The sequence below is a fragment of the Kushneria halocnemicola genome (assembly GCF_965650455.1).
Taxonomy (GTDB): Bacteria; Pseudomonadota; Gammaproteobacteria; order Pseudomonadales; family Halomonadaceae; genus Kushneria.
Genome location: NZ_OZ287968.1, coordinates 316,784 through 334,904 on the forward strand (window position 1 = coordinate 316,784; position 18,121 = coordinate 334,904).

General features: G+C 59.1%; 16 protein-coding genes. 12 read left to right on the forward strand and 4 right to left on the reverse strand.

Annotated elements, in window-relative coordinates; all coding sequences use genetic code 11:
* Positions 1–17: 17 nt before the first annotated feature.
* Complete coding sequence (gene gshA / locus ACS92L_RS01335; RefSeq protein WP_438766519.1) at positions 18–1,619, forward strand: glutamate--cysteine ligase; 1,602 nt, start codon at positions 18–20, stop codon at positions 1,617–1,619.
* 32 nt (positions 1,620–1,651) lie between these two features.
* Positions 1,652–2,179 carry a disulfide bond formation protein B gene (locus ACS92L_RS01340; RefSeq protein WP_438766520.1) on the forward strand — a complete coding sequence of 176 codons (528 nt, stop codon included), beginning with the start codon at positions 1,652–1,654 and terminating at the stop codon, positions 2,177–2,179.
* An 83-nt stretch (positions 2,180–2,262) separates the two neighbouring features.
* On the opposite strand, the gene ACS92L_RS01345 is transcribed toward ACS92L_RS01340, so the two are convergent.
* Together ACS92L_RS01345 and ACS92L_RS01350 are read right to left on the reverse strand one after the other, a co-directional pair.
* Positions 2,263–3,732 (reverse strand): FAD-dependent oxidoreductase, encoded by a 1,470-nt coding sequence (locus tag ACS92L_RS01345; RefSeq protein ID WP_438766521.1) that lies wholly within the window; start codon positions 3,730–3,732, stop codon positions 2,263–2,265.
* 246 nt (positions 3,733–3,978) lie between these two features.
* Complete coding sequence (locus ACS92L_RS01350) at positions 3,979–4,659, reverse strand: HAD family hydrolase (RefSeq protein WP_438766522.1); 681 nt, start codon at positions 4,657–4,659, stop codon at positions 3,979–3,981.
* Positions 4,660–4,830: 171 nt separating this feature from the next.
* Here ACS92L_RS01350 and ACS92L_RS01355 point away from each other — a divergent pair, with 171 nt between their 5' ends.
* The 3 genes from ACS92L_RS01355 (at position 4,831) to ACS92L_RS01365 (ending at position 8,929) form a co-directional block, all read left to right on the forward strand.
* A complete protein-coding gene (locus ACS92L_RS01355) occupies positions 4,831–5,331 on the forward strand; it encodes an RNA pyrophosphohydrolase (RefSeq protein ID WP_438766523.1) in 501 nt (166 codons plus the stop codon).
* 80 nt (positions 5,332–5,411) lie between these two features.
* A complete protein-coding gene (gene ptsP / locus ACS92L_RS01360) occupies positions 5,412–7,673 on the forward strand; it encodes a phosphoenolpyruvate--protein phosphotransferase (RefSeq protein ID WP_438766524.1) in 2,262 nt (753 codons plus the stop codon).
* Between the two features lie 176 nt (positions 7,674–7,849).
* Entirely contained in the window at positions 7,850–8,929 is a 1,080-nt protein-coding gene (locus ACS92L_RS01365) for an acyltransferase family protein (RefSeq protein ID WP_438766525.1), read from the forward strand.
* Positions 8,930–8,968: 39 nt separating this feature from the next.
* On the opposite strand, the gene ACS92L_RS01370 is transcribed toward ACS92L_RS01365, so the two are convergent.
* Positions 8,969–10,315: a sigma-54-dependent transcriptional regulator gene (locus tag ACS92L_RS01370; RefSeq protein ID WP_438766526.1), complete on the reverse strand. Its 1,347-nt coding sequence runs from the start codon at positions 10,313–10,315 to the stop codon at positions 8,969–8,971.
* Complete coding sequence (locus ACS92L_RS01375) at positions 10,308–11,849, reverse strand: ATP-binding protein (RefSeq protein WP_438766527.1); 1,542 nt, start codon at positions 11,847–11,849, stop codon at positions 10,308–10,310. The genes ACS92L_RS01370 and ACS92L_RS01375 overlap by 8 nt, the downstream gene beginning before the upstream one ends.
* A gap of 177 nt (positions 11,850–12,026) precedes the next feature.
* Here ACS92L_RS01375 and lgt point away from each other — a divergent pair, with 177 nt between their 5' ends.
* The 7 genes from lgt (at position 12,027) to ACS92L_RS01410 (ending at position 18,120) form a co-directional block, all read left to right on the forward strand.
* A complete protein-coding gene (lgt, locus tag ACS92L_RS01380; RefSeq protein ID WP_438766528.1) occupies positions 12,027–12,830 on the forward strand; it encodes a prolipoprotein diacylglyceryl transferase in 804 nt (267 codons plus the stop codon).
* A gap of 13 nt (positions 12,831–12,843) precedes the next feature.
* Positions 12,844–13,638, forward strand: a complete 795-nt coding sequence (locus tag ACS92L_RS01385) for a thymidylate synthase (protein WP_438766529.1) — start codon at positions 12,844–12,846, stop codon at positions 13,636–13,638.
* 20 nt (positions 13,639–13,658) lie between these two features.
* Positions 13,659–14,186 carry a dihydrofolate reductase gene (locus ACS92L_RS01390; protein WP_438766530.1) on the forward strand — a complete coding sequence of 176 codons (528 nt, stop codon included), beginning with the start codon at positions 13,659–13,661 and terminating at the stop codon, positions 14,184–14,186.
* Between the two features lie 100 nt (positions 14,187–14,286).
* Complete coding sequence (locus ACS92L_RS01395) at positions 14,287–15,075, forward strand: ProQ/FINO family protein (protein ID WP_438766532.1); 789 nt, start codon at positions 14,287–14,289, stop codon at positions 15,073–15,075.
* Positions 15,076–15,456: 381 nt separating this feature from the next.
* The gene (locus ACS92L_RS01400) at positions 15,457–16,602 is read left to right on the forward strand and encodes a porin (protein ID WP_438766534.1); all 1,146 of its coding nucleotides are present in this window, start codon (positions 15,457–15,459) and stop codon (positions 16,600–16,602) included.
* Between the two features lie 317 nt (positions 16,603–16,919).
* Positions 16,920–17,129, forward strand: a complete 210-nt coding sequence (locus ACS92L_RS01405; protein ID WP_086620418.1) for a DUF1656 domain-containing protein — start codon at positions 16,920–16,922, stop codon at positions 17,127–17,129.
* A gap of 13 nt (positions 17,130–17,142) precedes the next feature.
* Positions 17,143–18,120: an efflux RND transporter periplasmic adaptor subunit gene (locus ACS92L_RS01410; RefSeq protein ID WP_438766535.1), complete on the forward strand. Its 978-nt coding sequence runs from the start codon at positions 17,143–17,145 to the stop codon at positions 18,118–18,120.
* Position 18,121 lies beyond the last annotated feature (1 nt).

Here is an 18,121-nt window from a genome sequence, read left to right on the forward strand (position 1 = left end):
AGAGAAGGTGTTCAACCTTGTCCGAGCAATTCACTCGCCGCATCGATGGATTGAGCGCACCGGCGCAGCAGGGCCTTTTTGGCCGCATTCGCCGGGGCATTGAAAAGGAAGGTCTGCGCGTGGATTCTCGAGGGCGTATCGTTTCGACGCCTCATCCGCATGCTCTGGGCTCAAAGCTGACCCACCCCTATATCACGACCGACTATTCAGAATCGCTTCTGGAGTACATTACGCCGGTGTTCTCCCGGCCGTCGGATGCGCTGGCCTTTCTGGAGGATCTTCATCGCTACAGCTACCGCTATCTGGGACAGGAGCTGATCTGGCCTTCCAGTATGCCCGCCGAGCTCGATGGCAACGACAGCGTGCCGATCGCCGATTATGGCAACTCCAATGTGGGTACCATGAAGCGGGTCTATCGCAACGGCCTGGATATGCGCTATGGGCGCATCATGCAGTCGATTGCCGGTATCCATTACAACTTTTCGCTGCCCGACGAGCTCTGGACGCATCTCCAGGAGATCGACGGTCAGCAGGCCGTTTCGGCGCAGTCGTTTCGTTCGCGGGCCTATTTCGATCTGATTCGAAACTTTCGCCGCAACAGCTGGGTTTTGATGTATCTGTTCGGCGCCTCGCCTGCCGTGGATCGCAGCTTTCTTGAAGGCCGCGATGCCGGATTGTATGCCCATGGTCAACAAACGCTGGCCTCGGATACCGCTTCCACGCTTCGCATGAGCGATCTGGGCTATCAAAACAAGGTGCAGTCGCAGCTGCGCATCTGTTTCAACTCGCTTGAAAACTATATCGGTACTCTGCGCCATGCCATCGTCACGCCATGGCCGGACTATGAGCGTGAAGGCGTCGAGAAAGAGGGCGAGTGGCGTCAGCTTAATGCCAATATGCTGCAGATCGAAAACGAGTATTACAGCGATATTCGCCCCAAACGAGTGGCGCGCCATGACGAAACGCCGACCCAGGCGATGGAGTCACGTGGCGTTGAATACATCGAAGTGCGCTGTCTGGATCTCAATCCCTTCACGCCGCTGGGTATCGATGAGCAGCAGATCCACTTTATCGATACGTTCCTGGTCTGGTGTCTGCTCTCGCCAAGCCCATGGATCAGCGATGAGGAGTGTGACCGCCTCGACGATAACCGGGCGCATGTGGTGCGCAGCGGTCGCGATGCCTCGCTGATGCTCTCCTTCGCCAGCGGTGATCGCCCTTTGCATGAGTGTCTGGAAGAGATATTCGACGCCATGGCGCCGATCGCCGAACTGATGGACAGCGCCGATGAAGCAGCGCCTCATCAGGCGGCACTGACCGAGCTGCGTGCGCTCATTCATCATCCCGAGAGGACACCTGCCGGGCGTATGCATCAGCAGATGCGCGACAGCGGCAGTGACTTCGTGACCTGGTCACTGGAACGGGCGCGCGAGCACGCGCAGTGGTTTGCAAATACGCCGATGGACACGGCGCGTGACGCGCTGCTGGATCAGCTGGTGGAGACCTCTCACCAGCAACAGCGTGAGACCGAAGACAGTGACGATGTTGATTTTCCGACCTTTTTGCAGCGTTATTTCGAACATGCGCGCCGATTGAAGGTCAACAATGGCGCCTCATAACGAAACGACAACGTAAACTGGTGGAGCAACGCATGTCGAACCTGTTGAACCGGTCAGCACGTCAGTGGTGTCTTGCTGGCAGCGCCTTTTGTATTTTCATGCTGGCCTTCGCGCTGGTGCTGCAGTACGGCTTCGGGCTGGAACCCTGCCCGCTGTGTACCTTCCAGCGCGTTGCCGTGCTGGCGGCGCTGGTGCCTCTTGTCATCGGTGCGCTGCACAATCCCAGAGGATGGGGTGGCAGCGTGTATGGCGTGCTGGCGCTGATCGGTGCCGGTGCCGGCATGTTTCTGGCCGGTCGACATGTGTGGCTGCAGAGCCTTCCCGCCGATCAGGTTCCCAGCTGTGGGCCGGGGCTGGATTACATGATGGAAGTGCTGCCGCTTAAAAGCGTGATTGCCACCGTGCTGAGCGCCTCGGGTGAGTGCGCCGACATTGAAGGCAGCTTTCTGGGCGTATCACTGCCCGGGTGGACACTGGTCGGGTTCATCGTACTGGCGCTCATAACGCTTGCTCTGATAGTCGCTTCGATACAGCGTCAGCGTCTCAAAAGCGCTGCCTGAAAGAGCGCGGCCAATGGCCGCCTTCTGCTGACGTAAAAAAGGCACCCCCATGGGTGCCTTTTTTGTGTCGGTCGTCGGGCGGTTCAGGCCTCGGGGCCGACGCTTTTACCTGCTTTTTCCTTTTCCCGCTCGTGGTCGAGATCCTCGCCATGAGAAGACTTCTCGGGCGACATTTGCGGGGCCTCATCAAGGCCTCGAAGCTCGACTTCTCCCATAAGGAGATCGCGCTCGAAAGCGTCCTTGTCGATGTTGAAGCCCAGAAACTGCTGCGCCAGATACAGATCCTTTTCGGCATTGCCCAGACAACTGGTGCCGCCGGGGGAGGGTGTCATGTTGAACACGATGCCGGTGCCGGGATCGATCTTGGCTTCACCCATGACCAGCTTTTTGGCCGTCTTGTCGATCAGCTGCGGCCGTACGCCGCCAAAACCCTTGGCAAATTCGACGTCCTCGGGACGAAGGCCTGGCACGATGCTCTTGATGCTTTGATAGAAAAGCTTCTCACGCAATACCGGCACTTCATACATGAAGTTCTTGAAGACGTAGTTGCGGATGTCGCGCACCTTGAGCAGGTCCCAGAAGACTTTCGCCACGCTGCTGTCAAAGCGGAAAACGCGCAGAAATTCCGTAAAGGTCTTGTTGTTGTAGCGCTCAAGCAGCGGCAGCATCAGTGCCGTTGGTCCGAAGCGGGTCTTGCCATCGACCAGAACGTCCGGGTCGCCGTGAACGGCGGCAAAGGGCAGGTTCTCGTTCTGGATGGTATAGACCTTGCCGTTGAGCACCTTCGGTGTGAAATAAAACGACCCGGCCATCGGCAGGCAGGACTTGTCGAGGCCATAGCCCATCTGATGGGCGAACAGCAGCGAATGGCCGCCGGCGGCCACCACCACATAGCGCGCCTGCAGGGTGCCCTTGTTGGGCGTGGTGACCTTGAAGAGATCGCCTTCCTTTTCGATCTTGTGCACCGGCGTCGACAGGTGCATGTCACAGGTCATGCCCTTTTTCGCGGCATCCTGCTCGGCATATTTAACAAACGCTTCTGACAGCGTGGTGTAGTTGACGGCCGTATACTCGTTGGGCGAGCCCAGTGCCAGAATCTTCTCGGCCGGATCACGTCCCTCCACCACCCTGGGTTCCTGAGCGGCGATGTCTTCGCGCTCAAGAAGGCGCATTTCAGGAAAGAGTTCGCTGAAGGTATCAAAGCGCTTGCGCAGGAAATCACACTGCTTGTCGCCAATACCGAGCACCATCTTCGGATAGCGATAGATAATGTTATCGCGTTCTTCGTCGGCAAGCTTGGTGCCGAAGTTGACCACCATGCCGGCGGTGCGCTTGGTGGTGCGCGCCTTTTCCAGCGTGTAGTTGGTCTCGATATCGCCACAGTGGATGGTCTGACTGTTGTTGCGACCATGCGAATTGACGATGGCAACCTTGTCATACTTCTCGACCAGACCGATGGCGTTCAGATCCGTATATCGGGCCAGTTCATACAAAAGGGCAGTGCCTGATACGCCGCCACCCACGATAAGGACATCATACGTCGTTGCTGCCATGGCTTCTCACGCTCGGTTTGATGCGAGATTTGCGTCCTGATCCATCAGCCCGACATGACACGGGGTCTTTACACACCGCAGCGTCAACGTCGCAAAAGGATGAGTGACAAACAGGACACGCTGGGTCAAACGGCACTTCCACTGGCCGATCCGCAACCGGTAGTGCGGTCTAAACGGATCGTATCGGGGTGTCTGCCGATTCAGCCAGTGGTGTCAAAGTGACACACTCCGCGATGGATATGTCGATTATAGGGAATCACGCCGTTCGTCGCGATCCCGCAGGGTAATGATTTGCCAGCCGCGCTTGCCGGCGATATCGGCAAGAATCGGGTCGGGGTCGACCGCGACCGGGTTATCGACCCGCTCAAGCAGCGGCAGGTCGTTTTGAGAGTCACTGTAGAAAAAGGCCCCCTCAAGCGAGACGTCATGTTCGCCAAGCCACTGCTGCAGCCGGGTAATCTTGCCTTCGCGAAAGCTGGGGGTTCCCGTGATGCGTCCGGTGTAGCGACCTTCCTGCATCTCGGGCTCCACGGCAATCAGATGCTCGATGCCGAGTCTTTTTGCGATAGGGCCGGTAACAAAGCGATTGGTGGCTGTAATGATCAAAAGGCGGTCGCCGCGAGCGCGGTGTTTTTCCACGAGCGCCTCGCCCCGAGACAGGATAATGGGCTCGATACGCTCCGCCATGAAACGCTGATGCAATTCATCAAGCGCCTCTCTGGTGTGGCGAGTCAACGGGTCGAGCGCAAAGGCCAGATAGTCGTGAATATTCAGCGTGCCTTCATCGTAGGCGCGATGAAAGCGGTCGTTTTCACGACGAAAATGGTCGCGATCGACAATGCCCTGTTCCACCAGAAAATCGTTCCAGGCGTGATCGCTGTCGCCGCCAAGCAGCGTGTTGTCGAGATCAAATATGGCCAGCGTCAAGGGGGGAGCTCCCATCAAAGGCAAGATGTCGATTGTTGCGGTTTCATTATTACAAAGATGACAGCGCTTTAATATGTGCCACAACACGCCTTTGGCGTTGCGCCGCGTATTGATGCGCTTTCGCGCTTTGTGGAAGAATGCCTGTAATCTATTTTCAAAAGGTGACAAGTCGTGATCGATCCCGACGGTTTCCGGCCCAACGTTGGCATCATTATTGCCAACTGCGGCGGCCAGGTACTGTGGGCACGACGGGTAGGACAGAATGCATGGCAATTTCCACAGGGTGGGATCAAGGAAGATGAGACACCTCATGACGCCTTGTATCGAGAACTGAAAGAGGAGATCGGCCTGCATCCCGATGACGTCGATATACTGGCCTGCACGCGTGGCTGGCTCAGATATCGACTGCCAAAGGGACTGATTCGCACCCATTCGCGCCCGCTTTGCATCGGCCAGAAGCAGAAATGGTTTTTGCTGCGCATGCGATGTCAGGAATCAAGCATCTGTGTGGATACCACGCCCAAGCCCGAGTTTGACGGCTGGAAGTGGGTCAGTTACTGGTATCCTCTGGGTCAGGTAGTGTCTTTCAAGCGTGACGTCTATCGGCGCGCCCTGCGAGAGCTGGCGCCGCGTTTGCCGGGAGAGAATTCGGTGGATGCGGCCGGCCAATAGCGGCCATTGACATGGTCGGGTGCCTGCTTTCGCTCGGGGGCCCGGACATGGCAGATATACAGGGATGAAAATATAACGCCATGCTCGAAATTCTTCGCCGCATCGTTCAGGAGGTCAACGGCGCTCGCAGCCTGGATGCGGCGCTGTCGATCATCGTGCGGCGCATACGCAAGGCAATGCAGACCGATGTCTGCTCGGTGTATCTGCGCGATGACGAGCGTGACTGCTTCATCCTGATGGACACCATCGGGCTGAATGCCTCCGCCATCGGACAGGTCACCCTGAAGCCGGGTGAGGGCCTTGTGGGGCTTGTCGGTCAGCGCGAAGAGCCTCTCAATATCGAGGAGGCGCCGTCACATTCGCATTTTCGCTACTTCGCTGAAACCGGCGAGGAGCGCTACTCAAGCTTTCTCGGTGTCCCCATCATTCACCAGCGTCGCGTGCTGGGCGTACTGGTCGTCCAGCAGCGCGAGAAGCGCCAGTTCGGCGAGGGTGAAGAAGCCTTTTTGATCACCATGGCCGCCCAGCTGGCCGGCGTGCTGGTGCATGCCCTGTCGACCGGGGCGCTGGCACGATTGAGTGACCCCGGTACCCAGGCCCTTCTCAATGGCATTGCCGCCGCACCGGGCATGGCTATTGGCGAGGCCTTTGTGGTGGTGCCCTCGGCCAATCTCGAGGCAGTCCCCGAGCGCGTGCCCGAGGATATCGAGGCCGAGGTGCTGCGCCTGCGCGAGGCCATCGACTGCGTGCGCCATGATATTCGCCAGGCGGCCGAGCGACTGGCCAGCCGCATCTCGGCGCAGGAGCAGGCGCTTTTCGATGTCTATCAGCAGATGCTGGGGGACGCGGCGCTGGGCAACGAGGTCGAAAAACGCATTCGTGAAGGGCAGTGGGCCCCCTATGCGCTGTCACGGGTGGTTCAGCGCCACGTCAACTATCTCGAACGCGTGGACGACAACTACCTGCGCGAGCGCGCGGCAGACATTCGCGACCTGGGGCGCCGGGTGCTGGCGCATCTGCAAAAGGACAGCAGCGCCCGCAAGCCGGTCTATCCCGATCGCACCATTCTGGTCGGTGACGAAATCAGCGCTGCGCAGCTTGGTGAAATTCCGCGTGAAAAGCTGGCCGGTCTGGTGGCGCTGCGGGGCTCGAGCACCTCACACGTGGCGATTCTGGCACGCGCCATGGGCATTCCGGCCGTCATGGGCATGAACGATCTGCCCATTTCCCGACTGGCCGGCACGCCCATGATCGTGGATGGCTATCGTGGCCGGCTGATCCTGCGGCCGCAGCCGGATCTGCTGGTGCGCTACGAGAGCATGATCGAGGAGGAGGAAGCGCTTACCTCGATGCTTGAAAGCGAGCAGTCCCTGCCCAGTGAAACCAGCGACGGGTTTCGCATCCGGCTGATGATCAATACGGGGCTTGCCGTGGAAATGAGCGGCTCGCCCGCCGCGCGCATTGATGGGGTGGGGCTTTATCGCACCGAAGTGCCCTTCATGATGCATCAGCGCTTTCCCAGCGAGAAAGAGCAGACGCGGATCTATCGCGAGCAGCTTCAGGGCTTTGCGCCATTGCCGGTGGTCATGCGCACGCTTGATATCGGCGGCGACAAATCGCTGCCCTATTTTCCCATCGAGGAAGACAATCCCTTTCTGGGCTGGCGCGGCATTCGGGTGACGCTGGACCATCCCGAGGTGCTGATGGTGCAGCTTCGCGCCATGCTCAGGGCCGCCGAAGGGCTGGACAACCTGCGTATCCTGCTGCCGATGGTCACCAGCGTCGAGGAGGTCGATACGGTCTGTCGACTGTTGGATCGTGCCATCCAGGAACTGCGCGACGACGGTGTTCAGGTAGAGCGCCCGCTGCTGGGCGTCATGCTGGAAGTGCCGGCCGTGATCTATCAGCTGGAGGCGCTGGCAGAGCGCGTTGATTTCTTCTCGGTAGGCAGCAACGATCTGATTCAGTATCTGCTGGCCGTGGATCGCAACAACGCGCGCGTCTCAAGCCTTTATGATGCCTGTCAGCCGGCGGTGCTCAGGGCGCTGGATCATATCGCCCGCGAAAGCCGGCGGCTGAACATGTCCGCCTCGGTGTGTGGCGAGCTGGCTGGTGACCCGATCGGTGCACTGCTGCTGATGGGCATGGGCTATCGAGTGCTGTCGATGAACGCGCCCAATCTTTCACGCGTGCGGGCCGCGATACGCCGTGTTTCCATGGAAGGGGCGCAGAATCTGGTCAGCGATGTGCTGGCGCTGCATTCATTGACCGAGACGCGTGAGCTGGTCTATCAGCGCATGAAGGAGTGGGAGCTGGCCCATCTGCTGCCACCCCGGGATTGATGATGGCCGTGATGTGTGTCGTTTTGACCCGTTGATGATGTGTGTCGTGGCAACCCATGTGTCGCCGTGACACATGGTGCAGAAATGTCTTCAGTAACACCATTATCACGATTTTGACGAAAAGAATTTATAAAACAACGGTTTAGGGTTTTATTGTTGCGGCGCGCCATGTTGGCATGAACGTTGCTCCTGTCTGGAGCAATGACGTCAACGAACAGTGGCTGCCCATGGTTAAAAAACTTGAATGGATCAACATCCTGAAAGGGCTCGGCATCATGATGGTGGTCTATGCCCACATGACGTCCGGGTTCTGGCGCAATTTCCTCTTTGTGTTCCACATGCCGCTTTTTTTCATCATTGCCGGCTATCTCTTCAGACCCAGTGCCGACCTCAGAGCCTATCTCGGCCGTAAAAGCCTGCACCTGCTGGTGCCCTACGGCTTTTTCATGCTGCTTTTGTACGCGCCGACGCTTCATCAGGCGCTGGGGGATTATCGAACGCTTTCCAGTGCGCTGTTTGACATGGTGCTGGGCGGGCGGGCGCTGATCTCGGGGCTGGCACCGTTCTGGTTTGTCACCTGTTTCTGGGCGACACAGCAGCTGGTCAACGTGCTGCTGACCCGCCTGTCGGTGCGGGCCACGGGGGGCATCATGCTGGCCATGCTCGGGCTTGCCACGATAAATCAATGGTTTTTCAGAGAGCTCTGGCTGATCGGCAATCTCAACGTGGTCCTGATGGCCGCGCCCTGTTTTTATCTGGGCTATCTGGTGGCGCATTATCAACTCGAGATCGAAAAGCCGCGTGTCCTGTTGCCGGCCATTCTGGCCGGGCTGCTCTCCCTGTGGCTGGTGCAGGCCAATCCGCACTTCAAGATGGACATGAAGTATGCCGACTACGGCATGCCGGTAGTGAGCCTGCTGGCAGCTCTTGCCATCACACTGGTGCTGATGGTGCTGTCACGTCAGCTCGCGCGCTTGCCGGTCGTTTCAAGGGCCGTGGCGGTGGTCGGCGAGGCCTCCATGGTGATCATGTTTTTGCACCTGAGCATTCAGGTTACCCTTGATCAATATGGCGTGGTGGAAGCGCTGGGCCCGCGCTGGCTTTTGATGATGGGACTGCCGATGACGCTTTATCTGCTGGTGCGGCGTAACGCCTGGACGCGGCTACTGTGTCTGGGAGACCCCGCCGTGCTCTCCGAGCGACGCCAGCGTCGCCGTGAACGTCGCCAGCGCAAGTATACGCTGGCCTCCGGCTAGCGCCTGGCATGTGCCCCGGCGCCCGGCCGGGGTGACAGGTCAGGGCGCGTCCCGCTCCTCGAGACGGCGATACAGCGTCTTGCGCCCGATACCCAGTATTTCGGCTGCACGGCGCTTGTTGCCATCAACGGCATCAAGCACCCGCTGAATATAGCGCTGCTCCATCTGTTCAAGACTGAGCCACTCCTGTGTCCGGGCATCTGGCGTGTCGCTGGCGGTGACCGCACATCGAAAGCGCTCGGGAAAGTCATCGGGTTCCAGTACGTCAGTCCGGGCAAGCGTGACGGCCCGCAGCATGGCGTTGTCCAGCTCCCTGACATTGCCGGGAAAGGAGTAGGCCCACAGCAGTGACAGCGCTGAAGGGGACAGGGTCATGTTACTGCGTCCCTGTTCCCGGCTGTAACGCTCGATGAAATGCGCCGCCAGCAGGGGAATGTCGGCGGGGCGGTCGCGCAGAGGGGGCAGGGTCAGGCTGAAGGTTTCCAGTCGATAAAACAGGTCTTCGCGAAAACGGCCTGCCTCGATGAGCTCTGCGAGAGGGCGGTTGGTCGCCGCTATGATGCGAATATCAACCTGGTGTTCCTCCTCACTGCCCACGGGCCTGATGCAGTGCGTTTGCAGCACACGCAGCAGCTTGGCCTGCAGGGCGAGCGGCATGTCACCGACTTCATCGAGAAAAAGCGTCCCGCCATGGGCCTGCTGAAACAGGCCGCGACGGTGGGCAATGGCGCCCGTAAAGGCCCCCCTGACGTGGCCAAAACACTCGCTTTCCAGCACATCCGGCGCGATGCTGGCGCAGTTGACGGCGACAAACGGACCCTCCCGGCGAGGGCCTTCACGATGCAGGGCATGGGCCAGAAGCTCCTTGCCGGTGCCGCTTTCCCCCTGGATCAGCACGGCGGCCTGCTGCGCTGCCAGTGTTCTTGCCTGATCAAACAGCCGGGCCATGGCGGGGGTGCAGCTCGAGAGCGCGTCCAGGTGAACGGTGTCGCGTGTTTCGCGGGTCTGCTGATGCGTCGTCAGGGCACGTCGCTGTGTCAGTCGGGCGACACTGGCGCGGACCTGATCAAGGTCCAGCGGCTTGGTCAGGAAATCGTCTGCGCCGCGCTGCAGGGCGTCCACCGCCTGCTCGATGCTGCCAAAGGCTGTAATGATGATCATGGCGGGGCGGTCGGGCTGCTGCGCCAGCGATTCCAGCAGGGTCAGGCCATCCATGCCCGGCAGGCGGATATCGCTGATGATGACATCAAAGCCGGTATCAACCAGCGCCATTGCCTGCTCGGCGCTGTCGACACCGGTGACGCCATGGCCGGCTTCCTCGAGCTCTTCGGTCAGAAGCTCAAGAATGGCCGGGTCGTCTTCGACAATCAAAATGCGATCAGTCATGGCCGTGATGTCCCGGCATGGCCTCTTCTCCTTCGTCCGAATGGGGCGGCGCGTGGCCGTCGCTGGTTGGGTCAACACCGGCGCCGACATCGGGAGGGCGCAGCGTTTCGGCGGGCAGGGTGATGATAAAGGCGGCGCCGCCGAGCGGGCTTTCTTCCAGTGCGATTCGTCCGCCGTGATCCTCGACCACCCGATAAACGATGGTCAGCCCCAGCCCGCTGCCCTTGCCGGCCCCCCGAGTGGTGTAGAAGGGGTCAAAGATCCGGCTGCGGTGGTCCGCCTCGATACCAGGGCCGTCATCCTCGATGCGAAGTACCACGCCCTGTGCGGAGTAGTCCGCCGAGATGGCCACCCGTTGGCTGCCGGCCTGAAAGGCGTTTCTGACCAGGTTATCGAGCAGCTGTTGAAAGCGCTGTCGATCCACGGTCAGGGCATCCCTTGTCGGCAGATGAGTCACAAGCTGCGGGTGCGTTCGTTCAAGGTGCAGCGCATCACGTGCGAGCTGCTCTGCCTCGCCGATCATCCGGCCCAGCGAGTGCTGCGCCGGGCACAGCGTATGCCGGCGACCCATGTCCAGCAGCTGGCGTACGGTATCCTCCATGCGTCGGGTTTCGTGTCTGATGCGTGTCAGGCGCTGGCGAGCGTCATCGCAGAGGTCCTCGCGGCGCTGTAGACGCTGCACCTGTCCATCAATGACCGTCAGCGGCGAGCCGAGTTCATGAGCGACCCCTGCCGCCAGTACGCCGATTTCGGCCAGGCGGCGGGATTTTTTCAGGTTGCGCTCCAGCTCGAGCTGCTGCTGTTGCTGCTCGCGAACCTCGCGCTCCTTGTGGGCCACGGCGTCGAGCATGGCGTTGAACGCCTCACCGAGTTCACGAAATTCCCGCGCGCCGCCCGGGGTTATTCGATGCAGGCGATTGCCGCCCTGGACGGCCTTCATACTGCGATAGAGGCGGTTGACCGGGCGGTCCACATAGCGGCGAAATCCCCACCAGACCATCAGCACGACCAGAATGCCCACAAGGGCGGCCAGCAACAGCGCCACGGTGGTCATCAGGCTCATGTAGCGCTCGATGCCGGTGGCCAGCCGGTTGATCTGCAAAATGCCCAGCACCTCGCCATGGGCGTTCGTCAGGGGCAGCAGGTAGGTGTAAAAGTTTTGCCCACCCTGCTGCGAGTAGCCGCCCGCATCCCGGGCGGTATCGATGGCCTTTTGCAGCAGGGTGTCATCCTGCAGACCGCCGGCTAGGCCGACACCGGCCATCTGCTGTCCCGACGGCGACAGGATAAAGGCGCCATAAAGCCTTGAGAGTGAAAAGGTGGTGCTCAGGCCCTCCTGCAGGGCGCGGGCATCCTTTTGGGCCAGTGCCTGGGTCAGGGGCAGACGTATGCCATGGGCAATAAGTCGCACCTCTTCCTGCTGACGCTGCTGCATGTTGTCTTCCAGCACCCACAGCGCTACGGCGCTGAAGGTGATCAGCGTCAACAGCAGCGGGCAGATAATGGTCAGCAGTATGGTCGTGCGCAGTCTCATGGCGGCCTTGTCCCGTGATTCAGGGGCTACCTTAACGCGACGCGCGAAAGCACACGAGGACTGCTGCAAAGGCGCGAGGTCTGACGGCTTCATGCTAGACTCGCCGCTGTCATTGGCATCGCCCGGCAAGGGGAGATGTGATCGGGTCTGATAGGGCTCTTCTGCAGGGAAGGTTGCATGTTTCATCATCCGCAGTTCGATCCGGTAGCGGTCTCGCTTGGGCCGCTGGCCATCCACTGGTATGGCCTGATGTATGTCGTGGGGTTTGTCGGCGCCTGGTGGCTGTCCCGCGTGCGCGCTGACCGCCTTGGGCTGACGAAAGACCAGGTCGGCGACATCATCTTTTATGGCGCGCTTGGCGTCGTGCTGGGCGGGCGTATCGGCTACGCGCTTTTTTACGGCTGGGAGCAGGTGCTGGCCAACCCGCTTTGGATTTTCAAGGTCTGGGAAGGCGGCATGAGCTTTCACGGTGGCCTGATCGGCGTGCTTATCGCCTCACTGCTCTATGCGCGTCGCCACCAGCTGACCTTTTTTCAGCTTACCGACTTCATTGCGCCCATGGTGCCCATCGGGCTCGGGGCCGGTCGGCTGGGCAACTTCATCAACCAGGAACTGCCCGGGCGTGTCACGGATGTGGCCTGGGGCATGGTTTACCCGCTTTACGGGCCTGAGCCGCGCCATCCTTCCGAGCTTTACGAGTTCGCCCTTGAGGGCGTGGTGCTCTTTTGCATTCTCTGGACGGTCTCGCTCAAGCCGCGTCAGCGCGGTCTGATCTCGGGGCTGTTTCTGATGCTTTACGGCGCCTTTCGCTTTTTCATCGAATTCTTTCGTCGCCCGGACCCACAGCTTGGCTTTATCGCCTTCGACTGGCTGACCATGGGACAGCTTCTGTGCATTCCCATGCTGCTTTTAGGGGCGGTGCTGGTGGTCTGGTCGCGTCGCCAAAACGTTGACGACGCACGTTTTTCTTCACAGGTATAAACGGTTCAAGTACATGCAGCCCTATCTCGAACTCATGCAGCAGGTGCTCGATCATGGCGTGGAAAAGCATGATCGTACGGGCGTGGGGACGCGCGCCATCTTTGGCCATCAGATGCGTTTTGATCTCTCCCACGGCTTTCCGCTGCTGACCACCAAAAAGCTGCATCTGCGCTCGATCATTCACGAGCTTCTCTGGTTTTTGAGCGGCGATACCAATATTGGCTATCTCAGGGACAACGGTGTGTCCATCTGGGATTCGTGGGCCGATGACGACGGCGAACTGGGGCCCGTTTATGGCTATCAGTGGCGCAGCTGGCCGGCACCAAACGGCGGCCATGTCGATCAGATCACTCGGGTTATCGAGCAGATCAAAACCAACCCCGATTCCCGGCGCCTGATTGTCTCGGCCTGGAATCCGGCGCTGGTCGATGACATGGCGCTGCCGCCGTGTCACGCGCTCTTTCAGTTTTTTGTCGCCAACGGGCGCCTCTCCTGTCAGCTCTATCAGCGCAGTGGCGATATCTTTCTGGGCGTGCCGTTCAATATCGCAAGCTATGCGCTGTTGACCCATATGGTGGCGCAGGTCTGTGATCTGGCCCCGGGCGAGTTCATCCATACGCTGGGCGATGCGCATCTTTACAGCAATCATCTGGAGCAGGCGCGGCTTCAGCTGGCGCGTACCCCGAGGCCGCGGCCCACCCTCAGGCTCAATTCTGACGTGAAGGATATTTTTGCCTTTCGTTTTGAAGACATCGCCATTGACGACTATGACCCCCACCCGCATATCCGCGCCAAAGTGGCCGTCTAATGCGACCGGAGAGCGATACAATGCAGGAAACACTGGTCCCCGTTGCCATGATCGCGGCCATGTCACGCAATCGTGTCATCGGCGTTGACGGCAAGCTGCCCTGGTATCTGCCCGAGGATTTGAAGTTTTTCAAGGCAGTCACATTGCACAAGCCCCTGATCATGGGACGCGCTACCTTTGCCTCCATCGGCAAGGCGCTGCCCAACCGGCTCAATATCGTGGTCACCCGCGATACGAGCTTCGAGCCTTCCGGTGTGCGGGTCTGCCATGATCTGGAAAGTGCCCTTGCCCTGGCAGACGATCAGGCCATGATTGAAGGCGTGGAAGAGATCATGGTCATCGGTGGCGGCGAGATTTATCAGCAGATGCTGTCTTGCGCTTCAAGGCTTTATCTGACAGAAATTGATGTCGAGGTCGAGGGGGATACCCTGTTCCCCGAGCTGGATGAGACGTGGCAGGAGATGGAGCGGGTGGCCGGTTCGCCCGCCGAGGGGCAGCCCGGCTACGATTTTGTACGCTACGAGCGGGCCGATACGGCAAAAAGCTGAACGTTTCTTGCCCGGTGATAGCGGCAGGCCCCATAAAACAATGTATGGTTCGATGGTGTTGAAGGCAGGCGCCGTCACGGAAAAGCCTTGGGAGATGGGCGTGAGCGACCGTTTTGATGAAGTGTTCAGAGCGCTGGAGCAGCAGGCGAGCGATCTGACGGCACGTCTGGAAAGCGCAAGAGCCCGCATTCGGGAGCTTGAAAACACCAACCGGCAGCTGACGGCGCGTCTGACACGCATCCAGCAGATGTCGGGGGCCGAGGAGGCACACTCGCCCGCACCGGCTTTAACAGACGACACTGTATCCAGTGTCCCCATGGCCCTTGAGGGGGGCGAAACCGGCAATATCGAACCGGTAGACAGTCACACCCCTGACCTGTCCTCTCCCGAGGTAACCGATTCGGCAACGCAAGAGCACGCACCCTTGTCATCAGTGCCCGACGATACACCCATGCCTACAGAGCAGAATATGTCCGAAGTTGTTGAAGCCGCACCGCTTGATGCCGCCCAGGAGGATATTTCCCCCCAGGCGCTTCTCAAGCAGTGGTATCGTCGTTATCCCAAAACCTTTTTCGAGCGCCATACACGCCCACTGGCCATCGGTATCCACGAGGCGCTGGCAGCGCGTGAGCCCTACAGCGAAAAGCTGATTCGCCGAGCGCTGGCGGGTTACGTTAACCTGCCACGCTATCTCAAGTCGGTACGCCCGAATGCAGCGCGTATCGATCTTGAAGGCCAGGAGGCCGGCAGGGTTGAAGAAGAGGATGCCAAACACGCCCAGGAACAGCTCAAGCGCCTTCAGGATCGCCAGCAACAGCGAGAGGCCGAAAAGCAAAAGCGTAGATTGGCACAAAAGATGTCGGACCTTGCCCACCGTCATCAGCGATAGGATCGCGGAAGATTCAAGGGTTAATCGTTACTCTGCAAATTAAATGGTGCGTGTCTTGCCAGGCAATATTTGTATGATGTAACGCCTTGATGGTTTTTATTTTTACGAAAAAGAGCGCCCTAAAAGGGCGCTTTTTTTTGATTTTGATAGAAGCCCTGTCACATAAAAGTAACGAGTTTGTACCAGAATATCGGGCTGACAGCGGCTTTCTAGTCCAATAGTAAAAAGATCGAAAACGCTGTTTTTTTCTTGTTGCGTTAGTGAAAACGCCGTTATAAGGTAGCCCGGCGAGCAACAAACAATAAAAGCTCGAACGCCACCGGCGTCGGGCATCTGCCACGGCAGACAATCGAACAGTTAGCCAGTTAAGGAACAATCACGATGAAAAAGACGCTCTTAGCGACTGCGATTGCCGGTGCGCTCGGCACGATGGCGGCTGGTGCCCAGGCGGCCACGGTATTTAATCAGGACGGCTCCAAACTCGACGTTTACGGTAACGTTCAGCTGGGCTGGAAAAACGTAAAGGACACGGATGGCAAGTTCCGTGATGAACTTTTCGACAACGGTTCTACTGTCGGGTTCCGCGGCGAGCACATCATTAATCCGGATCTGACCGGCTATTTCCGCGCCGAATTCGAGTTCAATGCCGATCAGCAAAAGGGTTTTTATAACGACGGTACAGGCTCCAACTCAAGCGCTTCCGGTCTCTCCAAGGGTGACCAGGCGTATCTGGGTCTGACCGGCGATTTTGGTGACGTTCGCATCGGTTCCTGGGATTCTCTGATGAATGACTGGATCGACGATCCGGTCTCCAACAACGAATACTTCGATCTGACGCGAGCGGAACAGGACATCTCCAGCCGTGATCTCGAGGTCAACAAGGTTACCTATACTTCGCCGATCCTTTCCGGCTTCCAGTTCGCGCTGGGTACACAGTATATCGGCGATGACGATGGCCTGGCCGATCGCGTCAACCGTCCGGGCGCAGCGAACGAGTATCAGTTCAAGGATTCCAGCAGCGCTTCCCTGTTTACCGGTCTGCGCTACATGGTCAACGACTGGACCTTTGCGGCCGTCTACGACAACCTGAAAAACTTCGAGTACACCAACAGCTCCGGTGATGACAAGGATTACGGCGAGCTGTACGGTCTGAACGCCACCTGGCAGATGAGCGATGATCTGCGCGTTTCTGCCAAGGCCGAGCGTATGGAAGGCAGCTGGGCCAGCAATGCCGATGTCGACCGCTATGGCGTGGGCGCTCGCTACAGCTATGGTACCGGTGACGTTTATGGCGCCTACCAGCACGTTCGCGCTGAAGAAAACGGCGTTCTGACGGTCGACCCGACCCTTTGGAACAACCGTGGCGGGATTGACGGTGACCAGAACAAGGAAACCTACAACGAGTTCATCCTGGGCGCGACCTACAATCTGAGCAGCCAGATGTACGTATGGCTGGAAGGTGGCATCCAGAATCGTGAAGCGGATGCGGGCAACGGCTTCGGCACAGGTATCGCCTACAGCTTCTAAGCGTCTGTCCTGACAGTCCTTGTGACGTTCATGACACTAAAGGAACCGGCCTCCCCAGGGAGGCCGGTTTTTTTATGCAGGATGCGCATCGGGGCGACGAGGGCCATGATCGAAATGCATGGCAGGAAAACGCCTTTTTCCACGATGCCTTCCCATGATCTGGCGCGTACAATGCAGCGATTGATGCACAGGGCTCGGGCTGCGCTGAAACGAGGGCGCTGCACTATGCTTTGGGCACTTCATTTATGGTGCATTCGCCATCATGAGCCATCCCGTCATGACAAAAGCGTTTGACGGGATAGAAACAGGAGAAGGGCGTGTTACTGCGTGAACTTTCCATTGGCGGTGTCTTCATCAGTCCGATGCTGCTGTTTGCGCTGGTGTCCCTGGTGATTTCGGCGTTGCTGCGAACCATGATGCACAAGGCAGGTCTGACACGCTGGGTGTGGCAGGAGGCGTGGTTCGATGTAAGCCTGTTCGTGATTGTACTGGCCGTGGTGACCTACCTTTCAAGTCATGTGTTGTAGAAGCGAAACCTGAATGCGCACGATTATTAGAGTTTTCATTACGCTGGTGCTGGCCGCCGTTGCCATCGCGCTCGGTGTCTGGCTGTGGCAGTACTACATGTATACGCCATGGACGCGCGATGCCCGCGTACGGGCCGACATCGTTACCATCGCCCCGGATGTCTCGGGCTGGGTCATGGACCTTGATGCCCATGACAATCAGCAGGTCAAGGCCGGTGACGTGCTCTTTACCGTCAATCACGAGCGCTACGAGGCAGCCGTGCGTCAGGCCGAGGCAACCCTTGCCAATCGGGAGTACTCCTTCCAGCTCAGCGAGCATGAGTACGAGCGTCGCCGCAACCTGGGCAGCAACGCCATCAGTACCGAGGACCGCGAGACGGCAAGGCTCAACGCACAGATTGCAAAGGCGCAGCGCGACCTGGCTCAGGCACAGCTCGACAGCGCGCAGATCGATCTTGAGCGCAGCGTAGTGACCTCACCGGTCGATGGCTCGGTGATCAACCTGCAGCTGCGTCAGGGCAACTATGTCAGCCAGGGCAATTCACAGATGTCGATCGTGCGCGACGGCTCCTTTTATATTACGGCCTATTTCGAGGAGACCAAGATCCCCTCGATCGATATCGGGGATAGCGCCAGCCTCTGGTTGATGGGCGGCGACCGGAAGATGCAGGGGCATGTGGTCAGCATCGGTCGCGGGATCGCCAACACCAATACCACGCCCGACGGTCAGCTGCTGCCTCAGGTGCAGCAGACCTTCACCTGGGTGCGCCTGTCCCAGCGCATCCCTGTGGATATCGCCATTGACCATATTCCCGACGGTGTTTATCTCAGTTCGGGCATGACGGCCAGCGTGCGTATTGACGACCCGCATCGAAAGGACGAGGGGGTGGACGGCGTACGTCCCAATGGCATGGGCAATGCCGGCGGGCAGGCCCGTGATCCCGACATCCCGCCGGCGGCCACCGATGGCGCCGAGCTGCAGGCCCACTGAT